This window comes from Pseudomonas sp. MWU13-3659, assembly GCF_023757525.1.
Classification (GTDB): domain Bacteria; phylum Pseudomonadota; class Gammaproteobacteria; order Pseudomonadales; family Pseudomonadaceae; genus Aquipseudomonas; species Aquipseudomonas entomophila_E.
The window spans coordinates 185,900-208,116 of sequence record NZ_JAMSHW010000006.1; the positions used below are offsets into that span (position 1 = coordinate 185,900).

A 22,217-nucleotide genomic window follows, 5' to 3' on the forward strand; every position below is an offset into this window, starting at 1 on the left:
GGCGATCCTGCTTTTTCTTGACGCTTGAAGCTCGTAGCTTGGCGCTTACTGGCGGCGCTGTTGCAGCAGCAGGTTGCTGAAGCCTGCCCCTGCCAACTGCTTCTGCGCCACGGTCAGCTGTTCGCGGTTGCTGAACGGGCCGACCATCACCCGATACCAGGTCTCGTCCTTGACCGTGCCCGACTCCACCTTCACGGCCTGGCCAAGCAGGATGATCTGCGCGCGGACCTTGTCGGCGTCGGCCTGCTTGCGGAACGAGCCAGCCTGCAGGAAGAACTGAGTGGTGGCGGCCGGCTTGATCACCGGCGGCGCGGGTGGTGGTGTCTGCCCCAGCAATGCTGCCTGGGCGCGGGCCGTGTCGATCTTCGCCGCTTCCGCCGGGGTCACCGGTGTGCTCGGTACCGGGGGTTGCGCCGGTACCGGCGGTGTTTTCTCCGGGACCGCCTCGGGCGGCACGATCACTTCCGACTCCGGCAGCAGGGTGTAGAAGTCGTACTTCGGCTTCACCGGCTGCTGCAGTGCGGGTGTGGTGGCCTTGCTCGCTTCGGCGACCTTCTCCGGCTTCTGCTGCTCGGGCTTGGTGCGCTTGATGTCGTCACCGCCGGGTTCGAGCTTCATCAGGAAGACGATGAAGGCGCCGACCGTGAGGCCGACCGCCAGCCACACCCAGCCCGGGATCGGCTGCTTGCTGGCAGGCGGCTGGGAGCGGCTGGCGCCGCGCTTGGGTGCGGGTTTCTTCTTTGCAGCCAACTTACATGCGCTCCAGGGTTTCCAGGCCGAGCAGTTCCAGGCCCTGCTTGAGGGTGCGGCCGGTCAGGGCGGCCAGGCGCAGGCGGCTCTGCTGTTGCTCGGCGGTATCGGCGGCGAGGATCGGGCAGTTCTCGTAGAAGCTGGAGAACAGGCCGGCGAGGTCGTACAGGTAGCTGCACAGCACGTGCGGCGTGCCCTTGTCGGCAACGTTGTTGAGGATCTCGCCGAACTGCGCCAGGCGCGCGGCCAGGTCCTGTTCGTGGGCGGCCTGCAGCACGATGTTGCCGTCGACTTCGTCGAAGCCCTTGCCGAGCTTGCGGAACACACCGGCCACGCGGGTGTAGGCGTACAGCAGGTATGGCGCGGTGTTGCCTTCGAAGTTGAGCATCAGTTCGAAGTTGAAGCTGTAGTCGCTGGTGCGGTGTTTCGACAGGTCGGCGTACTTGACCGCGCCGATACCCACCACTTCACCGATCTTGCGCAGTTCGTCCTCGGCCAGGCCCGGGTTCTTCTCCTTGACCAGGGCGTAGGCACGTTCCTTGGCTTCGGTGAGCAGGTCGATCAGCTTGACGGTGCCGCCATCGCGGGTCTTGAACGGGCGACCATCGGCGCCATTCATGGTGCCGAAGCCCATGTGCTCCATCTTCATCGGGTGGCCGACGAAGCCCGCGCGGCGGGCGACTTCGAACACCTGGTTGAAGTGCAGGGCCTGGCGCTGGTCGACGAAGTACAGGGCGCGGTCGGCCTGGAGCTTGTTGCTGCGGTAGCGCACGGCGGCCAGGTCGGTGGTGGCGTACAGGTAGCCGCCGTCGGCCTTCTGCACGATCACCGGCAGGGGCTCGCCTTCGGTGTTCTTGAACTCTTCGAGGAACACGCACTGGGCGCCCTGGCTTTCAACCAGCAGGCCTTTGCTCTTCAGGTCGGCGACCACGTTGGCCAGGTCGTCGTTGTAGGCGCTCTCGCCCATTACGTCGGCCATGGTCAGCTTGACGTTGAGCAGCTCGTAGGTCTTCTGGCAGTGGGACAGGGAGATGTCCTTGAAGCGAGTCCACAGCGCCAGGCAGTCAGGGTCGCCGGCCTGCAGCTTGACCACCAGGCCGCGGGCGCGGGTGGCGAATTCCTCGGACTCGTCGAAGCGCTTCTTCGCCGCGCGGTAGAAGTTTTCCAGGTCCGACAGCTCGTCGCTGGTGATCGGGTTTTCTTCAAGATACGCCAGCAGCATGCCGAACTGGGTGCCCCAGTCGCCCACGTGGTTCTGGCGGATGACGTCGTCACCGAGGAACTCCAGCACGCGCGCGACGCTGTCGCCGATGATGGTCGAACGCAGGTGGCCGACGTGCATCTCCTTGGCCAGGTTCGGCGCTGACATGTCGATCACGACTTTTTCGCTCGGCCCGGCCTTGCGCACGCCCAGGTGGCCGTCGGCCAGGGCGGCGTCGAGGCGGCTGGCCAGGGCGTTGGTGTTCTGGAAGAAGTTCAGGAAGCCAGGGCCGGCGATCTCGACCTTGGTGATGTCGTCGCTTTTCGGCAATGCAGCGATCAGCTTTTCGGCCAGGTCGCGCGGTTTCATGCCGGCGGGCTTGGCCAGCATCATGGCGATGTTGCTGGCGAAGTCGCCGTGGGTCTTGTCTCGGGCGTTTTCCACCTGGATCGCCGGCGTCAGCCCTTCAGGCAACACACCTTCGGTGACGAGTTGGGTGAGGGCTTGCTGGATCAGCTGGCGAATGGTGTCTTTCATGGGATTCTCTTTTCGACCGCAAGCGCGGTGAGCGCTTCGATGCGCAGGTGGAAAAACTGGGCATTATCCGTTGCCGAGGGCGGGTTGCCAACCTTTCAGCGGCGAGCTGCAAGTTTCAAGCGGCAAGCTGCAAGTAGAGGCCCCAGCGCAAGGCAGCTGTTTCTTGCAGCTTGAGGCTTGCAGCTTGCAGCTTGTCGCTCAATAAAGGTCGACCGGGTCGACATCCAGCGACCAGCGCACCTGTCGCCCCGACGGCATCTGCTCCAACACTAGCAACCAGGCACTGATCAGTCGATGCAGGGGGGCTCGGGCATTGGCCTGGAGCAATAGTTGTGCTCGGAACCTTCCCGCCCGTCGCTCCATGGGCGCCGGGACCGGGCCGAGCAGTTCGATGCCGTGCAGGCTTTGCTCGGCGAGTACGCACTCGGCAGCGGCGCAGGCTTCGTCGAGGAAGGCTTCCGCCTGGCCTGGCTTGTGGGCATCGGCGCGCAACAGGGCCAGGTGGGCGAACGGCGGCAAACCGGCGGCTCGGCGCTCGCTCAGGGCTTGCTCGGCGAAGGCGAAGTAACCCTGTTCGGTGAGCTGTACCAGCAACGGATGGTCGGCCAGGTGCGTCTGCACGATCACCTTGCCCGGCTCTTCGGCGCGCCCGGCGCGGCCGGCGACCTGCACGATCAACTGGGCCATGCGCTCGCTGGCGCGGAAGTCGCCGGAGAACAGGCCGCCGTCGGCGTCGAGGATGGCCACCAGGGTGACGCGGGGAAAGTGGTGCCCCTTGGCCAGCATCTGGGTGCCCACCAGGATGCTCGGCTGCCCGCGCTGGATCGTGGTGAACAGGTTGTGCATGGCGTCCTTGCGCGAGGTGCTGTCGCGGTCGACTCGCAGGATCGGATAGTCCGGGAACAGCACTTTAAGGCGCTCTTCGGCGCGCTCTGTGCCTGCACCCACCGGGCGTAAATCGACATGGGCGCACTGCGGGCACTGCAGCGGCAGGCGTTCGTCATAGCCGCAATGGTGGCAGCGCAGCACGGCGGAGCGCTGGTGCACGGTCATGCGTGCATCGCAGCGCGGGCATTCCGAGAGCCAGCCGCAGTCGTGGCATAGCAGGGTGGGGGCGAAGCCACGACGATTGAGGAACACCAGCACCTGCTGGCCAGCTTCAAGGGTCTGACGGATGGCCTGTTGCAACGGCCCGCTGATACCGCTGTCCAGCGGCAGGCTGCGCACGTCCAGGCGTAGGAAGCGCGGGGCGCGGGCACCACCGGCGCGCTGGTTCATGCGCAGCAGGCCATAGCGGCCGCTGTGGGCGTTGTGCAGGCTCTCCAGCGATGGAGTGGCCGAGCCCAGCAGGATCGGGATGTTTTCCTGGTGCGCGCGCACCACGGCCAGGTCGCGGGCGTGGTAGCGCAGGCCTTCCTGCTGTTTATAGGAGCCGTCGTGTTCTTCGTCGATGATGATCAGGCCAGGGTTCTTCATCGGTGTGAACAGCGCCGAGCGGGTGCCGATGATGATGTCCGCCTCGCCATCGCGGGCCGCCAGCCAGGCGTCCAGGCGCTCACGGTCGCCCACTGCCGAGTGCAGCAGGGCGATGCGCGCATTGAAGCGCTGCTCGAAGCGTTGCAGGGTCTGTGGGCCGAGGTTGATCTCGGGGATCAGGATCAGCGCCTGCTTGCCGGCCTCCAGTGTCTCGCGGATCAGTTGCAGGTAGACCTCGGTCTTGCCGCTGCCGGTGACGCCGGCCAGGAGAAAGGCGTGGAATGCGCCAAAGCCCGAACGCACTGCTTCGAAAGCGGCGCGCTGCTCTTCGTTCAGTGGCAGTTCCGGCTGGGCCAGCCAGTGTTCGTGGCGTGGCGGCGGCAGGTGGCGGCGTACTTCAACCTGGACCAGTTCCTTGGCCAGCAGCAGGTCAAGGCTGTCCTTGTTCAACCCCATCTTGGCCAGCACGCTATGGGCCACGCCGTGGTGATGCTGCGACAGGGTCTTGAGCGCCTCGCGCTGGCGTGGGGCGCGGGTGATGCGCGGGTCGTCCAGGCGGGCGCCCGGCGCGACATGCCAGAAGCGCTCCTGGCGCACTTCGGCGGGCTCGCCTTGGCGCAACAACGTGGGCAGTGCCCAGCTCAGGGTGTCGCCCAGGCTGTGCTGGTAGTACTGGGCGGTCCACAGGCACAACTTGAACAGTGCTGGTGGTAGCGGTGAAACCGGATCGAGCAGGGCGCTGGCCGGCTTGAGCTTGTCGGCGGGCACTTCGCTCTTGTCGGCGACCTCCACCAGCACGCCGATCATCTCGCGACGGCCGAACGGCACGCGCAGGCGCATGCCGGGCGTCAGCGCCTGGCGCACCATGCTCGCGGGCGCCCGGTAGTCGAACAGGCGACGCAGGGGCGAGGGCAGGGCGAGGCGCAGGATGACGTCGGACACGCGGAAGGTCTCTGGAGGGCGTTTCACAAATCAGGCGAGCCTAGCAGACGACGGTCGGTGCAAGCGACAACTTGCGTTGGCTTGGCGCTCTGGTATTATTCGCCGCCTAATTACGTGCGGTATTCAACAATAGGTGTTGGGTGGCGGCACGCAGCTCGAGGAAGTGACCATGAAAGCAGATATTCATCCGAACTACGAAGTAGTTGCAGTCACCTGCAGCTGCGGCAACAAGTTTGAAACCCGTTCGACCCTGGGCAGCGTCCTGGCGATCGACGTTTGCAACCTGTGCCACCCGTTCTACACCGGTAAGCAGAAAGTCCTGGACACCGGTGGTCGCGTACAGAAGTTCGCCGATCGCTTCGGTATGTTCGGTACCAAGAAGTAATCATGCGCATGGCGAATCTCTCGAGGTTCGCGCTGCTGCAAAAGAAGGCGCCCCTTGTGGGCGCCTTTTTTGTGGGCGCGATCTGGCATTTTCCGGCCCAGGCCTTCTGCCCGCTGCCAGAAAGCCCGCAGCAGGTGGCGGTGCGCAGCGTGGTCGATGGCGACACCGTGCGCCTGGTTGATGGCCGTAGCGTACGGCTCATTGGCATCAATGCGCCCGAGATCGGCCGCAAGAGGCGAGCCAGCGAGCCCTATGCCGAGGCTGCCAAGCGGCGGTTGCAGGCACTGGTCAAGGCCAGCGACGGTCGTATCGGGCTGGTCCCGGGTGTCGAAGGCAAGGACAAGTACGGCCGCACGCTGGCGCACCTGTACGGTCGGTCTGGCGACAATCTGGAAGCACAATTGCTCAGCGAAGGGCTTGGCTACCGGGTAGCGATCGCACCCAACGTGACGCTCGCCAGCTGTCAGCAGCAAGCGGAGCAAGCCGCTCGAAAGGCGAGGGCCGGGCTCTGGCGGGAGTCGCCGGTGTTGCCTGCGGAGCACGTGCGGCAATCAGGGTTTGCAGTGATCGTTGGTAAAGTCACGGCAATCGAGCGCAATCGTGGCGGTGTCTGGCTGGAACTCGACGACTCGGTGGTGTTGCAGATTCCCGCTCGTCTGCAGCGCAACTTCCCTGCCAGCTTCTTCGCTAACCTCAAGGGACGCCAGGTCGAGGCGCGTGGCTGGGTGCTGGATCGTTCCCGCAAGGGTGGTCTCAAGCCCGGGCAGCAACGCTGGCTGTTGCCATTGACCGATCCGAGCATGCTGGAGCCTGTTTCCGGTTAAATACTTGTAGACAGTTTGCTATTGGATTGTACACACTGGGCTCCGTAAGCCCCGTGGGTTATAGCGTAAAGTCGTAGGCCAGAGGCCTTGACACATAGTGACCGGGCAGTCTTGTCGCCCCCCGGCTCTTTGCGTATCCTCGGCGGTCCGTCAGAACAGTAAATAGCGGAATGCCCATCATGTCAGACCTGAAAACCGCCGCTCTCGAATACCACGCCCAGCCCCGTCCGGGGAAACTGAGCGTCGAGCTCTCCAAGCCAACCGCCACCGCCCGCGACCTCGCCCTGGCCTACAGCCCAGGCGTCGCCGAACCCGTGCGCGAGATCGGCCGTGATCCGGAGCTGGCCTACAAGTACACCGGCAAGGGCAACCTGGTCGCGGTGATTTCCGACGGTACCGCGATCCTCGGTCTGGGTGACCTGGGCCCGCTGGCCTCGAAGCCGGTCATGGAAGGCAAGGGTGTTCTGTTCAAGCGTTTCGCCGGTATCGACGTATTCGATATCGAAGTCGAGTCGGAAAGCCCGCAGGCCTTCATCGACACCGTGCGCCGCATCTCCATCACCTTCGGTGGCATCAACCTCGAGGACATCAAGGCACCTGAGTGCTTCGAGATCGAGCGCACCCTGATCGAGCAGTGCGACATTCCGGTATTCCACGATGACCAGCATGGCACCGCCATCGTCACCGCGGCCGGTATGATCAACGCCTTGGAAATCGCCGGCAAGAAGCTCGAAGACGCCAAGATCGTCTGCCTGGGCGCCGGCGCCGCAGCCATCTCCTGCATGAAGCTGCTGGTGAGCATGGGCGCCAAGGTCGAGAACATCTTCATGATCGACCGCAGTGGCGTGATCCATGCCGGCCGCGACGACCTGAACCAGTACAAGGCCCAGTTCGCCCACACCACCGACAAGCGCACCCTGGCTGATGCCCTGGATGGCGCTGACGTGTTCGTCGGTCTGTCCGGCCCGAACCTGCTGAGCCCTGAAGGCCTGAAGTCGATGGCCGCCAACCCGATCGTGTTCGCCTGCTCGAACCCGGACCCGGAAATCGCCCCGGAACTGGCTCACGCCACCCGCAGCGACGTGATCATGGCCACCGGTCGTTCTGACTACCCGAACCAGGTCAACAACGTGCTGGGCTTCCCGTTCATCTTCCGTGGTGCCCTGGACGTTCGCGCCAAGCGCATCAACGAAGAAATGAAGATCGCCGCCGCCATCGCCCTGAAGGACCTGGCCAAGCTGCCAGTACCGAAGGAAGTCTGCGAGGCGTACGGTGTACAAGCCTTGGAATTCGGCCGCGAGTACATCATTCCGAAGCCGCTGGATGCCCGCCTGATCACCGTGGTTTCCGATGCCGTGGCCAAGGCCGCCATCGAATCCGGCGTGGCGACCCTGCCGTATCCGAAGCACTACCCGCTCAAGAGCGTGGATGACGTGTTCAACGGCTGATCCCGTTGTAGCGTCATGAAAAAGCCCCGGCTCGCGAGAGCCGGGGCTTTTTGTTTGTCTCGGATTCATGTGTAGGTTGCGCGATCTGTTCGCCGGCAAGCCGGCTCCTACCTGACTGTGTAGGGGCCGGCTTGCCGGCGAACAGGTCGATGGATCAGAACAGGTCCATCGGTGCCGACTCATCCGCTGGCAGCGGGCTGCCAGGTGCCGCGCCGTTGCCCAGCTCATCCACCGAGGGTGGCGAATCCTCGGCCTTGAACAGCTCGAAGTAGGCATTCGGCGTGCTTGGCGTGGCCGCACGGCCGCTGACCGGGTCGACGCGCAGGCTAAGAATACCCTCGGGCTCGGCCGGCGCATGCTCGGGTTTGTCCTTGAGCGCCTGGCCCATGAAGCTCATCCAGATCGGCAGCGCCACGGTGCCACCATACTCGCGGCGGCCCAGCGTCTCGGGCTGGTCGAAGCCTACCCAGACGGTGGTGACGTAGTCGGCGTTGTAGCCGGAGAACCAGGCGTCCTTGGACTCGTTGGTGGTGCCGGTCTTGCCTGCCAGGTCGCCACGGCCCAGGGCCAGGGCGCGGCGGCCGGTGCCGCGCTTGATCACGTCTTGCAGCATGCTGGTGAGGATGTAGGTGGTGCGGCCGTCGATGATCTGCTCGGCGATAGCCGGCACCTGAGGTGCCGGGGCCACCTGGCCGAAGGCCGAGGGGGCTTCCCCCGGCATCGGCGCGACACTGATCGGCTGTTCCGGCGCGGCAAGGCCGGCCTGGTCCTGGCTGCCTTGAGGCACGCGCGCCGGGTTGGCAGTGAACAGGGTTTCGCCGTTGCGGCTTTCGACGCGGTCGATCAGGTACGGGCTGATCTTGTAGCCGCCGTTGGCGAAGGTACTCCAGCCGGTGGCGATCTCCATGGGCGTCAAGGTCGCGGTACCGAGTGCCAGCGACAGGTTGCGCGGCAGGTCCTGCTTGTTGAAGCCGAACTTGGCGATGTAGTCGATGGTGCGGTCGACGCCCATCGCTTGCAGCAGCCGGATCGAGACCAGGTTGCGTGACTTGTACAGCGCCTCGCGCATGCGAATCGGGCCGAGGAAGGTGTTGGTGTCGTTCTTCGGGCGCCAGACCTTGTCCAGGTACTCGTCGACGAACACGATCGGTGCGTCGTTGACCAGGCTGGCGGCGGTGTAGCCGTTGTCCAGCGCGGCGCTGTAGACGAACGGCTTGAAGCTGGAGCCCGGCTGGCGCTTGGCCTGCATGGCGCGATTGTAGTTGCTCTGCTCGAAGGAGAAACCGCCGACCAGGGCGCGGATGGCGCCATTGTAAGGGTCGAGGGTGACCAGTGCGCTTTGGGCGCCTGGCACCTGGCTGAACTTGAGCTTGCCGTTCTCCAGGCGTTGCAGGCGCACCAGGTCGCCGACCTGGGCCACATCGGCCGGTGACTGCGGCGAACGGCCCTGCGAGTTGCTGTTCAGGTAAGGGCGGGCCCATTTCATGGTGTCCCAGGCCACGTCTTCTTCCAGGCCGGCGCGGGTCATCACCTTCAGGCCGCTTTTTTCGACATGGGTGACGATGGCCGGCTCCAGGCCGCCCAGGGTGCGCTGTTTGCCCAGTTCCTGCAGCCAGGCGGCGCGGGTCTTGCCCGGGAAGCGTGCATCCGGGCCGCGATAGCCGTGGCGCTCGTCGTACTCGGAAAGCCCGTTGAGCACGGCATTGTTGGCCATCTGCTGCATGTCGCTGGGCACGGTGGTAGTGACGCGGAAGCCTTCTGTATAGGCGTCGCTGCCGTAACGCCCGACCATTTCGGCGCGGGCCATCTCAGCGACGTAGGGCGCGTTCACTTCCGGGGTAGGGACGTGATAACTGGCGTTCAGCGGTTCGGCCAGGGCGGCCTGGTAGCTGGCATCGTCGATCTTGCCAAGCTTGTACATGCGCCCGAGGATCCAGTCGCGTCGCTCCTTGGCGCGCACCGGGTTGGCCAGCGGGTTGAAGCGCGACGGTGCCTTGGGCAGGCCGGCGATCATGGCCATCTGCGCCAGGCTGACGTCACGGATCGACTTGCCGTAATACACCTGCGCGGCGGCGTCGATGCCGTAGGCGCGGTTGCCCAGGTAGATTTTGTTGACGTACAGCTCGAGGATCTCGTCCTTGGTCAGCTCGCGTTCGATCTGCAGCGCCAGGAGGATCTCGTTGGTCTTGCGCGAGAAGCTGCGCTCGCTGCTCAGGAAGAAGTTTTTCGCCACCTGCATGGTGATGGTGCTGCCGCCGGTCTGGATATGCCCGGACTTGAGCAGTTGCGTGGCCGCACGCATCAGGCTGCTGGGGTCGACACCGTAGTGGTTGAGGAAGTTGTCGTCTTCAGCGGACAGAAGCGCCTGGATGAACTGTGGGGGAATTTCCTGGAACTTGATCGGCGAGCGCCGCATCTCGCCGAACTCGGCAATCAGTTTGCCGTCGCTGCTGTACACCCTCAGGGGGATTTGCAACTGGACGCTTCGCAGGGAATCGACCGAGGGCAGGCTGGGGCTAAGATACAGGAACGCACCGCTCACACCGAGTACGAGCGCGCAGATGACTGCGACGAAAGACCACCAGAAGAACTTCAGCAGGCGTATCAAGGCTTTTGGGTGTCCAGGTTGAGGAGTGGAGGGCGCGCAGGGCCAGCGGACGGGAAAATTCGCTGGGCATTATAAGCACTTTTCGCCCCATCGGGTGACCGGTCGGGGCCTGGCGATGACCGCTGGCGCCGCAATCGCGCCGGCTCGCCATGACCAGGAAGGGACAGCCATGCTTGGACGCTTTGGCAGGGATGCCGGTTCACTGCTGGGGGTTGAAATTACCTCCGACACCATACGAATGCTGCAATTGCGCCGCCAGCGCGGGCATTGGCGAGTCGCGGCCTGGGCTTGCGAGCCAATTACGAGGCCGATGGGCCATTCGCAACTGCCTGAAGCCTTGCGCGAGGCGCACCGACGCTGTGCGACACCGCAACGGAGGGTGGCGCTGGCGTTGCCGGCGTCACAGGTGATCTGCAAGGTCTGTCAGCTACCTTCCGGCACAACCCGATTCGACGCCGAGGCGCAGTTGCTTGCCCAGGCCGAGCAATTGTTTCCCTTCCCGCTGGATGACCTGGCCCTGGATTTCCAGGTGTTGGGAGTGTCTGCCGGGAACTCTGCCCATACCGATGTCCTGGTGGCCGCCTGCCGGCAGAGCCAGCTTGACCCTCTTGAGCAAATGTTCAACCAGGCGGGGATGCAGGTAGCGGCCATGGAGGTCGACAGTTTCGCCCTGTTGCGTGCTTCGGGGGGAGCAGCGCCGGCCGATTCGGCGCTATTGCAGTTGGAGGCTGGCGAAATCGTGCTGCATGGATGGCAACGTGATCTTGTCCCCCTGCGTCAGCACCTGGCGCTGGAGGCATCGGGGCAATGGCTCGAGAGCGTCGAGCGTCTCTGGTCGTTGCATGGCGCGCGGGAGCGAGTGGGGCAAGTGATGCTTGCAGGGGGCGCCGCGGATGTCGAACGAGCCGGGCAACTGGCTGATCGGCTGGCGGTGCGCTGCAGCCTCGCGCGCCCCTCAGCGCTAGCCGGCAGCGCCGTATCCGAAAATTTGGCGGCATCCATGGTTCTGGCTTGCGGGCTGGCGCTGGGGGGCTTGCAGCCATGAAGGTACGTCTGAACTTGATGCCTTGGCGTGAACTGCGCCGGGTAGCGGTTGTGCGACAGTTCAGGATTGTGCTGATGGCCTGCCTGGTGATGGCGGTAGTTGCGGTGATGCTGCTCGATGAGGTCATGCGGTCACGTGTGGCCCGGCAGCATGAGGTGATCACTGCCTTGCAGCACGAAGCGGAAGGGTTCGATACCGCCCTGGCGCAGGTTGAGCATCTGCGCGCTTCGCGTAACGCCTTGCTTGCGCAGTACCTGGCGTTGTCCAGGCTCAGGGCCGCGCAGGCCTTGCTGCCAGCGCTTTTCTCGTCCCTGGAGATGGCCATGCCTGAGGGGGCGCGATTGCACGAGCTGGATGTGCAAGATGATCGAGTGCAACTGACGGGAATGGCCGCTTCGGTATCCGTGGTGGCTTTGCTGATGCGAAGGCTGGAGCAGGCAGATGTGCTTCAGGATCTGGAGCTTGTACACCTCAGGCACAGCTCGGGTGGTGACGAATTTGTCATGACGGCACGCTTGTCGGCGAGTTGGTCGTGACGGGCAGGTGGGCGTTCGATTGGCAGGGGGCGGTGCATCGATCCCCCTTGTTCAGGTTCATGGTCGTGCTGTCGCTGGTACTGATAGTGGGCGTCGTGGGTTATCTGGGCCGCTTGCGTGAGGTGCATCAGGACTACCAGTTCGCTGTGTCGACGGAGCACCGGCTGCGTCAGGTGCACGAAGCCAGGGCCGCCCAAGACTTCGACATCGATGCCGAGCGCAGGGCGCTGGAAGAAATGGCGCAACGCTTGCGTGCGGAGCGATGGCGGCTGGCGGCGGGCGAGGGCATGAGCGAGTTGCTCGATCAGCTGGCGCTCTCGGGGCACGCGCATGGCTTGCTGTTCGAGCGGCTGGAGGTGCTTGAGGAGCAGCAGGAGGCCGGATACCGCAGGCTGCCCCTGGATATCCAGGTGCAGGGCAGCTACCCGGCGTTACAGGCGTGGCTGGTGCAATGGCTTGGCCAACTGCGTCTTTTGTCTGTTCCTCGCCTGAATGTGGTCGGGGGTGACGAGCGAGCCGGGATAGTCAGTGCGCGGCTACAGGTAGATGTCCATCACCCGGGAGAGCCGCTTGAGCCTCCTGACAGCCTGGCTGACGAGCCCGCTCGAGCGAACTTCCCTGTCGTGGCCCTCGATCCGTTTCAGGCCTGGAGTGCCGGGTCGGCTGGTCCTGGGCTCAGACGGATCCCTCTGGAGCAGCTGGAAATGGTGGGTAGTTTGTCCGGCGCTGGCGGGCGCCAGGCGTTGCTGCGTTCAGCTGGCCGCCTGTACCGGGTAGCGGCAGGGGAGCCTTTGGGGCGTGACGAGGGGATTGTGGTGAGTATTGGCGCCGAGCAGGTCGAGGTGCGTGAGCGTTTGTACATCGGTGGTGCTTGGCAGGAGCGTTCCAGGTATCTGGCACTCAGGAAGAGTGCGCGTGGGGAGGTCAGGGATGAGATTGACGGGGTTGGCGAGCGCGGTGCTGGTGCTGTTGGGCGTACGGGCAGCGCTGGCGGCTGAGTTTCAGGGCGAACCGATGTCGTTGAACTTCCAGGATGTGGAAGTGCGTGCGGTATTGCAGGTAATGGCCGACTACGCCGGTATCAACCTGGTGGCCAGCGATGCCGTCCAGGGGCGGATCACCCTCAGGCTGGAGGAGGTACCCTGGGATCAGGCGCTCGACCTTGTGTTGCGCAGCAAGGGGTTGGGGCGCCGGCAGGAGGGAAGTGTGCTGCTGGTGGCGCCCATTGCCGAACTCGCAGAACAGTCGCGCGGTGCTCATCTGGAGCAGGCGCTGGACGCTCGACTTGAACCGTTGCGGCGGGAGCTGATACCGGTCTATCACGCCAAGGCGTCGGACCTGGCCGAACTACTGCTGGCGAGCCTGGCTGACGACGGCATCCTGGCCGGGCGCGGCAACCTGAGCGTGGATGCACGCACCAATACGCTGGTGATTGCCCAGCCTGCTGACCGGTTGGGTGAAATCCGCCGGCTGGTGGCCCAGCTCGATGTGCCAGTGCGCCAGGTCATGATCGAGGCGCGTATCGTCGAGGCCAACATTGATTATGAAAAGGCCTTGGGCGTGCGCTGGGGTGGCCCGCTGTATGGCCAGGACAGCCACCTGGGCAGCGAACTGTTCGTCGACCTGGGTGTCGAGAGGGCGACATCGGCGCTTGGCGTCGGGCTGTTGCGCAGTGACATCCTGCTCGACCTCGAACTCAGCGCGATGGAAAAAAGCGGCAATGGCGAGATCATCTCGCAACCCAGGGTCGTCACCGCCGACAAGGAAACCGCGCGTATTCTCAAGGGCACCGAAGTCCCCTACCAGGAGACCACCAAGAGCGGTGCCACCTCCATCTCGTTTCGTGAAGCCTCCCTGTCTTTGGAGGTGACACCGCAGATCACCCCGGATGGCAAAGTGATCATGGAGGTGCGGGTGACCAAGGATGAGCCGGACTTCGTCAACGCCCTGAACAACGTGCCCCCCATCCGCAAGAACGAAGTCAACGCCAAGGTGCGGGTCACCGACGGCGAAACCATTGTGATTGGTGGGGTGTACTCGACGTCGCAGAACAATGTGGTCGACAAGGTGCCATTTTTCGGCGATCTGCCGTATGTTGGGCGGCTGTTTCGACGCGATGCATTACAAGAGAAAAAATCCGAGCTGCTGGTCTTCCTGACTCCGCGTATCATGAGTGACCAGGCGATTGCTGTGAGTCGTTGATTCTGTGCGAAATTTGATACTTGTGGGGCCCATGGGCGCTGGTAAGAGCACCATCGGGCGCCTGTTGGCCAAAGAGCTGCGCCTGCTGTTCAAGGATTCCGACAAGGAAATCGAACTGCGAACCGGCGCCAACATCCCGTGGATCTTCGACAAGGAAGGCGAGCCGGGCTTTCGTGAGCGGGAGCAGGCGATGATCGCCGAACTCTGTGCGCTCGACGGCGTGGTCCTGGCCACTGGCGGTGGCGCGGTGATGCGTGACGCCAACCGTGCCGCGTTGCGGGCGGGCGGCCGGGTGGTCTACTTGCATGCTTCGGTGGAGCAGCAGGTCGGGCGCACCTCGCGGGACCGCAACCGGCCCTTGTTGCGCACCGCCAACCCGGAAGCGACCCTGCGTGCCCTGTTCGAAGCGCGTGACCCGCTCTATCGCGAGATTGCCGACCTGGTGGTGGAAACCGACGAACGGCCGCCGCGCATGGTGGTGCTCGACATTCTGGAGCGCTTGCAGCAGTTGCCGCCCCGATAAGCGGGGTCTATCCTCGGCCTCCATCGCCGAGGCGGGGTTCAACCTGATCGCGTGGCTCGCTCGTTAGGCGCCGCGTCCAAGCACATTGTGGGGATACATGCAGACACTAAAGGTCGACCTGGGCGAACGTAGCTACCCGATCTACATTGGCGAGGGCCTGCTGGACCAGCCAGAACTGCTGGCGCCACATATCGCCGGCCGGCAGGTCGCCATCATCTCGAACGAAACCGTCGCGCCCCTGTATCTCGAACGCCTGAGCAAGACGTTGGGCGCCTACTCGGTGCTGCCGGTGGTGCTGCCCGACGGCGAAAAATACAAGAACTGGGAAACCCTGCAACTGATCTTCGATGCCCTGCTGACCGCGCGTCACGACCGCCGTACCACCGTGGTGGCGCTTGGTGGCGGCGTGATCGGCGACATGGCCGGCTTTGCCGCGGCCTGCTACCAGCGTGGCGTGGACTTTATCCAGGTCCCGACCACCCTGCTGTCCCAGGTGGATTCTTCGGTCGGCGGCAAGACCGGCATCAACCACCCGCTGGGCAAGAACATGGTCGGGGCTTTCTACCAGCCCAATGCAGTGCTGATCGACACCACCAGCCTGAAGACGCTGCCCGAGCGCGAGCTGTCCGCGGGGCTGGCCGAAATCATCAAGTACGGCCTGATCTGCGACGAACCCTTCCTCGGTTGGCTCGAAGACAACATGCAGGCCCTGCGCGCCCTGGAGCCCGTGGCCCTGACCGAAGCGATCCGCCGCTCCTGCGCGGCCAAGGCGGCCGTTGTCGGTGCAGACGAGCGCGAGTCGGGCGTACGCGCCACGCTCAATCTCGGTCACACCTTCGGCCATGCCATCGAAACCCACATGGGCTACGGTGTATGGCTGCACGGCGAAGCCGTGGCGGCCGGCACGGTGATGGCCCTGGAAATGTCCATGCGCCTGGGCTGGATCGACCAGCCGGCGCGTGATCGCGGTATTCGCCTGCTGCAGGACGCAGGATTGCCGGTGGTACCACCACAGGAAATGACCCCGGCGCATTTCATGGAGCACATGGCGGTCGACAAGAAAGTGCTCGATGGGCGCCTGCGCCTGGTGCTGTTGCGCCAGATGGGCGAGGCCGTCGTCACCGACGACTATCCGAAAGAGATTCTTCAGGCCACGCTGGCAGCGGATTACCGCGCGATCGTGGCCCAGCTTTGAGGTTGTGACAACGCAATGAGCACTTTGCATGCCGATGAGGCGTTCCTCGATCATTACCAGTTGAGCCACGATCCGTTCGCGCCCCGCGTGCCCGGCTTCAAGTTCTTTCCCGCCCAGCGCAAGCCGGTGCTGGGCCAGTTGCACCACCTGGCGCGCTACAGCCAGTTGATGCTGGTGGTCACCGGCCCTGTTGGCAGCGGCAAGACCCTGCTGCGCCAGGCGCTGGTGGCCAGCACCAACAAGCAGTCGGTGCAGAGCGTGGTGGTCTCCGCCCGTGGTGCCAGCGATGCGGCCAGCGTGCTCGGCCAGGTGGCCCAGTCGCTGAACGTGGCGCAGCCTGAAGTGCAGGCCATTCTTACGCAGGTGGTGCAACTGGCGCTGACCGGCCAGGAAGTCTATCTGCTGGTGGATGATGCGGAACAACTCGACGAGTCGGCACTCCAAGCGTTGCTGGAGTTGGCGGCAGGTACCTCCGAAGGGCGCCCGCACGTGTTCCTGTTCGGCGAGCCGTCGCTGATCGCCGGGCTGGAAGAGCTGAACATCGATGAGGAGCGTTTCCATATCATCGAGCTGGCCCCGTACAGCGAGGAAGAGACCCGCGAGTACCTGGAACAGCGCCTGGAGGGCGCTGGCCGGGGCATCGAGGTGTTCACTCGCGAGCAGATCGTCGACATCCACGAAAACGCCGACGGTTGGCCTGGCAACATCAACCAGGTCGCCCGCGATACCTTGATCGAAACCATGATCGCCAGCCGTACCACGGCCAAGCGACCATCCATGGGGTTCAAAATGCCTAAGAAACACGTGCTCGCGTTGTCCGCTGTGGTCGTGGTCGCCGTCGGTGCGGCGGTCCTGATGCCCAAGAAAGGCGACAAGGCCCCGGCCGAGGCGCCTACCGCCCAGGCCCAACTGCCGTTGGGGCAGGGTGGCAATGGTGCGCCGGCCATCGAATTCTCCGGCTCCTCCCAGCCCATGCCGCTGCCGCTGGTCGGCCAGTCGCAGCCGGTGATGCGTGAGCCGCTGGCCCAAGCCGCAGGCATGGGCGATGGTGAGGAGAGCAGCCCGGCGGGCAATACCGCGCTGCAGCCGTCCGCGCCGTCGGCCGCCGTGCCGCCGACCGTGACCACCATCGCGCCGCCGCAGGGGGCCACTGCCAGCCCAGCGCCAGCGCCTGCGCAACCAGTCACCACTGCACCGGTTCAGTCGGTTGCGCCGGCTCCAAAGCCTGTCGCAACCCAGCCGACAAAACCGGTTGCACCTGCGAAGCCTGCCCCAGCCCCGACCCAGGTCGCCAGCGCCAAGCCAGCGGCCAAGCCCGTGGACAAGCCAGCAGCCGGTGGTGCGGGTAACAGTGGCTGGTACGCCGGCCAGAAACCGGGCAATTATGTGGTGCAGATCTTCGGCACCAGCTCCGAGGCGTCGGCCCAGTCGTTCGTCAAGGAGCAGGGTGGCGACTATCGCTACTTCAAGAAAAACCTGCAGGGCAAGCCGCTGTACGTCGTCACCTACGGCAACTTCGCCAGCCGCGACGCCGCCGCTGCGGCAATCAAGAACTTGCCAGCCAAGGTCCAGGCTGGTAAACCTTGGCCACGTACCGTCGGCAGCGTCCAACAAGAGCTGGCCACGGCCCGCTGATACCTTCCGGGCGGCACCACCCCGCCGCCCAGTTGCTGAGCGACTTCTAGCTTTCGACTAGCCTGCTGCGCCCAAGCGCGGCAGGCTTTTCTGTCCCAGACTGCCGGCCACAAGCCCTTCCTTGCAGTCCTGGCTGAAACGCTTCAGACTCGAGCCAAGCCGTTACCACGGCGCATGGCGCAAAAACATTCAAAATTGCGACATAAATTTTCAATGGTGAGACATGAAAATTTGTGGGCGTCGCTGTCGCTGTGCAACAATGGTTTTCCATGACCACCGCAAAAAAGCTGGCGTTTGATCGGCGTGGATGGTAAGTGGTTGTTAAAAAAGAGATTTGCCTCCGGTTGAGAGGTGAACCTGGTGAGAAAGTGTCTATGAAAACAGGTCTGTACCATCCCGAAGAATTCAAGGACAACTGTGGTTTCGGCCTGATCGCCCATATGACGGGGCAGCCGAGTCACCACCTTCTGCAAACCGCCATGCAGGCGCTGACCTGCATGACCCACCGCGGCGGCATCAACGCCGACGGCAAGACCGGCGACGGTTGCGGTCTGCTCATGCAGAAGCCCGATCAATTCCTGCGTGCCGTGGCCCGGGAACACTTCGCCGCCGAGCTGCCCAGGCAGTACGCGGTCGGCATGGTGTTCTTCAACCAGGACCCGGTGAAAGCCGAAGCCGCCCGCCAGAACATGGACCGTGAGATCGTCAACGCCGGTCTCAAGCTGGTCGGCTGGCGCAAAGTGCCGATCGACACCCGCGTGCTGGGCCGCCTGGCCCTGGAGCGCCTGCCGCAGATCGAGCAGGTGTTCATCGGCGGTGAAGGCCTGAGCGACCAGGAATTCGCCATCAAGCTGTTCAGTGCCCGTCGCCGCTCGTCCGTGGCCAACGCCCACGACGCTGACCACTACATCTGCAGCTTCTCGCACAAGACCATCATCTACAAAGGCCTGATGATGCCGCGCGATCTCGCGGCGTTCTATCCAGACCTGGGCGACGAGCGCCTGCAGACCGCCATCTGCGTGTTCCACCAGCGCTTCTCCACCAACACCCTGCCGAAGTGGCCGCTGGCCCAGCCCTTCCGCTTCCTCGCCCACAACGGCGAGATCAACACCATCACCGGCAACCGCAACTGGGCCATGGCCCGGCGCACCAAGTTCGCCAACGACCTGATTCCCGACCTCGAAGAGCTCGGACCGCTGGTCAACCGTGTCGGCTCCGACTCTTCGAGCATGGACAACATGCTGGAGCTGATGGTCACCGGCGGCATCGACCTGTTCCGCGGCGTGCGCATGCTGGTACCGCCAGCCTGGCAGAACGTCGAGACCATGGACGCCGACCTGCGCGCCTTCTACGAATACAACTCCATGCACATGGAGCCGTGGGACGGCCCGGCCGGCATCGTCATGACCGAAGGCCGCCACGCGGTGTGCCTGCTCGACCGCAACGGCCTGCGCCCGGCGCGCTGGGTGACCACCACCAACGGCTACATCACCATTGCCTCGGAAATCGGCGTATGGGGTTACCAACCTGAGGAAGTCCTGGCCAAGGGCCGTGTCGGCCCGGGCCAGATCCTCGCCGTGGACACCGAGACCGGCCAGATCCTCGACACCGACGCTATCGACAACCGCCTGAAGTCGCGCCACCCGTACAAGCGCTGGCTGCGTCAGCACGCCACGCGCATCCAGGCGACGCTGACCGACGACCAGGGTGTGGCCAGCTACGACGCCGACCAGCTCAAGCAATACATGAAGATGTTCCAGGTCACCTTCGAGGAGCGTGACCAGGTGCTGCGCCCGCTGGGTGAGCAGGGCCAGGAAGCGGTCGGTTCGATGGGCGACGACACGCCGATGGCTGTGCTGTCGCAACGTGTGCGCTCGCCGTACGACTTCTTCCGCCAGCAGTTCGCCCAGGTGACCAACCCGCCGATCGACCCGCTGCGCGAGGCGATCGTGATGTCCCTGGAAATCTGCCTGGGCGCCGAGCGCAACATCTTCCAGGAATCCCCCGAGCACGCCTCGCGGGTGATCCTCAGCTCGCCGGTCATCTCGCCCGCCAAGTGGCGTTCGCTGATGAACCTGGAGCGCGAAGGCTTCGACCGCCAGCTGATCGACCTCAACTACGACGAAAGCGTCGGCCTCGAAGCAGCGATCCGCAACATCGCCGATCAGGCTGAAGAAGCCGTGCGCGGCGGCAAGACCCAGCTGGTGCTGAGCGACCGCTACATCGCCCCGGGCAAGCTGCCGGTGCATGCTTCGCTGGCTGTCGGCGCGGTGCACCATCGTCTGACCGAACAAGGCCTGCGTTGCGACAGCAACATCCTGGTCGAGACCGCCACTGCCCGCGACCCTCACCACTTTGCCGTGCTGCTGGGCTTCGGTGCCTCGGCCGTCTACCCGTACCTGGCCTATGAAGTACTGGCCGACCTGATTCGCACCGGCGAAGTGCTGGGCGACCTGGACGAAGTCTTCAAGTACTACCGCAAAGGCATCTCCAAGGGCCTGCTGAAGATCCTGTCGAAGATGGGCATCTCCACCATCACCTCGTACCGTGGCGCGCAGCTGTTCGAGGCGATCGGCCTGTCCGAGGAAGTGGTCGGCCTGAGCTTCAAGGGCGTGTCCAGTCGCATCAAGGGTGCCCGCTTCGAAGACCTCGAAAGCGACCAGAAGCTGCTGGCAGCCGAAGCCTGGAGCGCGCGCAAGCCGATCCAGCAAGGTGGCCTGCTGAAGTTCGTCCACGGCGGCGAATACCACGCCTACAACCCGGACGTGGTCAACACCCTGCAGGCTGCTGTGCAGCAGGGCGACTACAGCAAGTTCAAGGAATACACCACGCTGGTCGACCAGCGCCCGGTGTCGATGATCCGCGATCTGTTGAAGGTGAAAGTGGCCGACCAGCCGCTGGCACTCGATCAGATCGAACCGCTGGAGGCCATCCTCAAGCGCTTTGACTCCGCGGGTATCTCGCTGGGTGCACTGTCGCCGGAAGCCCACGAAGCGCTGGCCGAGGCGATGAACCGCCTGGGCGCGCGCTCCAACTCCGGCGAGGGCGGTGAAGACCCGGCCCGCTACGGCACCATCAAGAGCTCGAAGATCAAGCAGGTTGCCACTGGCCGCTTCGGCGTGACCCCGGAGTACCTGGTCAACGCCGAGGTGCTGCAGATCAAGGTTGCCCAGGGCGCCAAGCCCGGCGAGGGCGGCCAGCTGCCGGGCGGCAAGGTCAACGGCCTGATCGCCAAGCTGCGCTATGCGGTACCGGGCGTGACCCTGATCTCGCCGCCGCCGCACCATGACATCTACTCGATCGAAGACCTGGCCCAGCTGATCTACGACCTCAAGCAGGTCAACCCGCAGGCCCTGGTGTCGGTCAAGCTGGTGGCCGAAGCCGGCGTGGGCACCATCGCCGCTGGCGTGGCCAAGGCCTATGCCGACCTGATCACCATTTCGGGTTATGACGGTGGTACCGGCGCTTCGCCGCTGACCTCGATCAAGTACGCCGGCGCGCCATGGGAACTCGGCCTGGCCGAAACCCACCAGACCCTGCGCGGCAACGACCTGCGCGGCAAGGTACGGGTGCAGACCGACGGCGGCCTGAAGACCGGCCTGGACGTGATCAAGGCCGCGATCCTTGGCGCCGAGAGCTTCGGTTTTGGCACCGCGCCGATGATTGCCCTGGGCTGCAAGTACCTGCGCATCTGCCACCTGAACAACTGCGCCACCGGCGTGGCCACCCAGAACGACAAGCTGCGCAAGGACCACTACATCGGCACCGTCGACATGGTGATCAACTTCTTCACCTTCGTCGCCGAAGAGACCCGTGAGTGGCTGGCCAAGCTGGGCGTGCGCAGCCTGGGCGAGCTGATCGGCCGCACCGACCTGCTCGACGTACTGCCGGGCGACACCGAGCGTCAGCAGTACCTCGACTTGTCGCCGTTGCTGGGCAGCTCGCACATCCCGGCTGACAAGCCGCAGTTCTGCGAAGTCGACAAGAACCCGCCGTTCGACAAGGGCGAGCTGGCCGAGAAGATGGTGGCCATGGCCCTGCCGGCCATCCGTGACCTGGCCGGTGGCGAGTTCAGTCTCGACATCTGCAACTGCGACCGGTCCATCGGTGCGCGCATCTCCGGCGAAATCGCCAAGCTGCACGGCAACCAGGGCATGGCCGCGGCGCCGATCACCTTCCGTTTCAAGGGCACCGCGGGCCAGAGCTTCGGCGTGTGGAACGCCGGTGGCCTGAACCTGCATCTGGAAGGCGATGCCAACGACTACGTCGGCAAGGGCATGACCGGTGGCAAGGTGACCATCGTGCCGCCTGCCGGCAGCCCGTTCGAAACCCAGCACAGCGCCATTGTCGGCAACACCTGCCTGTACGGCGCCACCGGCGGCAAGCTGTTCGCCGCCGGCACCGCAGGCGAGCGCTTCGCTGTGCGTAACTCCGGCGCCCACGCTGTGGTCGAGGGCACCGGCGATCACTGCTGTGAATACATGACCGGCGGCTTTGTCTGTGTATTGGGCAAGACCGGTTACAACTTCGGTTCTGGCATGACGGGCGGTTTCGCCTACGTGCTCGACATGGACAACACCTTCGTCGACAAACTCAACCACGAGCTGGTGGAAATCCAGCGTATCAGTGGCGAGGCGATGGAGGCCTACCGCAGCCATCTGGCGCGGGTCCTGGGCGAGTATGTGGAAGAGACCGGCAGTGAGTGGGGGCGTGAGCTCTCCGAGAACCTGGACGACTACGTGCGGCGCTTCTGGCTGGTCAAGCCGAAGGCGGCCAACCTCAAGCACTTGCTGTCCAGCACCCGTGCCAACCCGCAGTAAAAGCAGCTGCAAGTGGCAAGCCTCAAGTTGCAAGTACCAGCAGTTCGAGGTTTGCCCGGCTTAAGTGATCGTCTTGCGGCTTGCAGCTTG

General features: G+C 64.3%; 15 protein-coding genes. 11 read left to right on the forward strand and 4 right to left on the reverse strand.

Annotated features, from left to right (window positions below):
- Positions 1-45 precede the first annotated feature (45 nt).
- The 3 genes from NGM28_RS10560 to NGM28_RS10570 all read right to left on the reverse strand — a co-directional run bounded on the left by NGM28_RS10560 (position 46) and on the right by NGM28_RS10570 (position 4,906).
- Positions 46-750: an SPOR domain-containing protein gene (locus tag NGM28_RS10560; RefSeq protein ID WP_011531743.1), complete on the reverse strand. Its 705-nt coding sequence runs from the start codon at positions 748-750 to the stop codon at positions 46-48.
- Position 751: 1 nt separating this feature from the next.
- Complete coding sequence (gene argS, locus NGM28_RS10565; RefSeq protein WP_240063946.1) at positions 752-2,488, reverse strand: arginine--tRNA ligase; 1,737 nt, start codon at positions 2,486-2,488, stop codon at positions 752-754.
- A gap of 198 nt (positions 2,489-2,686) precedes the next feature.
- Positions 2,687-4,906: a primosomal protein N' gene (locus tag NGM28_RS10570; RefSeq protein ID WP_252090076.1), complete on the reverse strand. Its 2,220-nt coding sequence runs from the start codon at positions 4,904-4,906 to the stop codon at positions 2,687-2,689.
- Positions 4,907-5,075: 169 nt separating this feature from the next.
- Here NGM28_RS10570 and rpmE point away from each other — a divergent pair, with 169 nt between their 5' ends.
- The 3 genes from rpmE to NGM28_RS10585 all read left to right on the forward strand — a co-directional run bounded on the left by rpmE (position 5,076) and on the right by NGM28_RS10585 (position 7,563).
- Positions 5,076-5,291 (forward strand): 50S ribosomal protein L31, encoded by a 216-nt coding sequence (gene rpmE / locus NGM28_RS10575; protein ID WP_011531746.1) that lies wholly within the window; start codon positions 5,076-5,078, stop codon positions 5,289-5,291.
- A gap of 2 nt (positions 5,292-5,293) precedes the next feature.
- On the forward strand, positions 5,294-6,115 hold the full coding sequence (locus tag NGM28_RS10580; protein WP_252090077.1) for a thermonuclease family protein: 822 nt from the start codon (positions 5,294-5,296) through the stop codon (positions 6,113-6,115).
- Positions 6,116-6,294: 179 nt separating this feature from the next.
- The gene (locus NGM28_RS10585; RefSeq protein ID WP_240063943.1) at positions 6,295-7,563 is read left to right on the forward strand and encodes a malic enzyme-like NAD(P)-binding protein; all 1,269 of its coding nucleotides are present in this window, start codon (positions 6,295-6,297) and stop codon (positions 7,561-7,563) included.
- A 154-nt stretch (positions 7,564-7,717) separates the two neighbouring features.
- On the opposite strand, the gene NGM28_RS10590 is transcribed toward NGM28_RS10585, so the two are convergent.
- Entirely contained in the window at positions 7,718-10,168 is a 2,451-nt protein-coding gene (locus NGM28_RS10590) for a penicillin-binding protein 1A (RefSeq protein ID WP_430624191.1), read from the reverse strand.
- Positions 10,169-10,286: 118 nt separating this feature from the next.
- Between NGM28_RS10590 and pilM the strand changes: the two genes are divergently transcribed.
- The 8 genes from pilM to gltB all read left to right on the forward strand — a co-directional run bounded on the left by pilM (position 10,287) and on the right by gltB (position 22,127).
- Positions 10,287-11,216: a type IV pilus biogenesis protein PilM gene (gene pilM, locus NGM28_RS10595; RefSeq protein WP_252090079.1), complete on the forward strand. Its 930-nt coding sequence runs from the start codon at positions 10,287-10,289 to the stop codon at positions 11,214-11,216.
- On the forward strand, positions 11,213-11,752 hold the full coding sequence (locus tag NGM28_RS10600; RefSeq protein ID WP_252090083.1) for a PilN domain-containing protein: 540 nt from the start codon (positions 11,213-11,215) through the stop codon (positions 11,750-11,752). The genes pilM and NGM28_RS10600 overlap by 4 nt, the downstream gene beginning before the upstream one ends.
- A 65-nt stretch (positions 11,753-11,817) precedes the next feature.
- Positions 11,818-12,750, forward strand: coding sequence for a pilus assembly protein PilP (locus tag NGM28_RS10605; RefSeq protein WP_252090085.1), 933 nt, complete (start codon positions 11,818-11,820; stop codon positions 12,748-12,750).
- Positions 12,683-13,954 (forward strand): type IV pilus secretin PilQ, encoded by a 1,272-nt coding sequence (locus NGM28_RS10610; RefSeq protein WP_502943846.1) that lies wholly within the window; start codon positions 12,683-12,685, stop codon positions 13,952-13,954. The genes NGM28_RS10605 and NGM28_RS10610 overlap by 68 nt, the downstream gene beginning before the upstream one ends.
- Positions 13,955-13,958: 4 nt before the next feature.
- The gene (gene aroK / locus NGM28_RS10615; RefSeq protein WP_011531754.1) at positions 13,959-14,477 is read left to right on the forward strand and encodes a shikimate kinase AroK; all 519 of its coding nucleotides are present in this window, start codon (positions 13,959-13,961) and stop codon (positions 14,475-14,477) included.
- 97 nt (positions 14,478-14,574) lie between these two features.
- Positions 14,575-15,672, forward strand: a complete 1,098-nt coding sequence (gene aroB, locus NGM28_RS10620; protein ID WP_240063938.1) for a 3-dehydroquinate synthase — start codon at positions 14,575-14,577, stop codon at positions 15,670-15,672.
- A 15-nt stretch (positions 15,673-15,687) separates the two neighbouring features.
- The gene (locus NGM28_RS10625; RefSeq protein ID WP_252090087.1) at positions 15,688-17,307 is read left to right on the forward strand and encodes an SPOR domain-containing protein; all 1,620 of its coding nucleotides are present in this window, start codon (positions 15,688-15,690) and stop codon (positions 17,305-17,307) included.
- 374 nt (positions 17,308-17,681) lie between these two features.
- Positions 17,682-22,127: a glutamate synthase large subunit gene (gene gltB, locus NGM28_RS10630; RefSeq protein ID WP_240063936.1), complete on the forward strand. Its 4,446-nt coding sequence runs from the start codon at positions 17,682-17,684 to the stop codon at positions 22,125-22,127.
- Positions 22,128-22,217 lie beyond the last annotated feature (90 nt).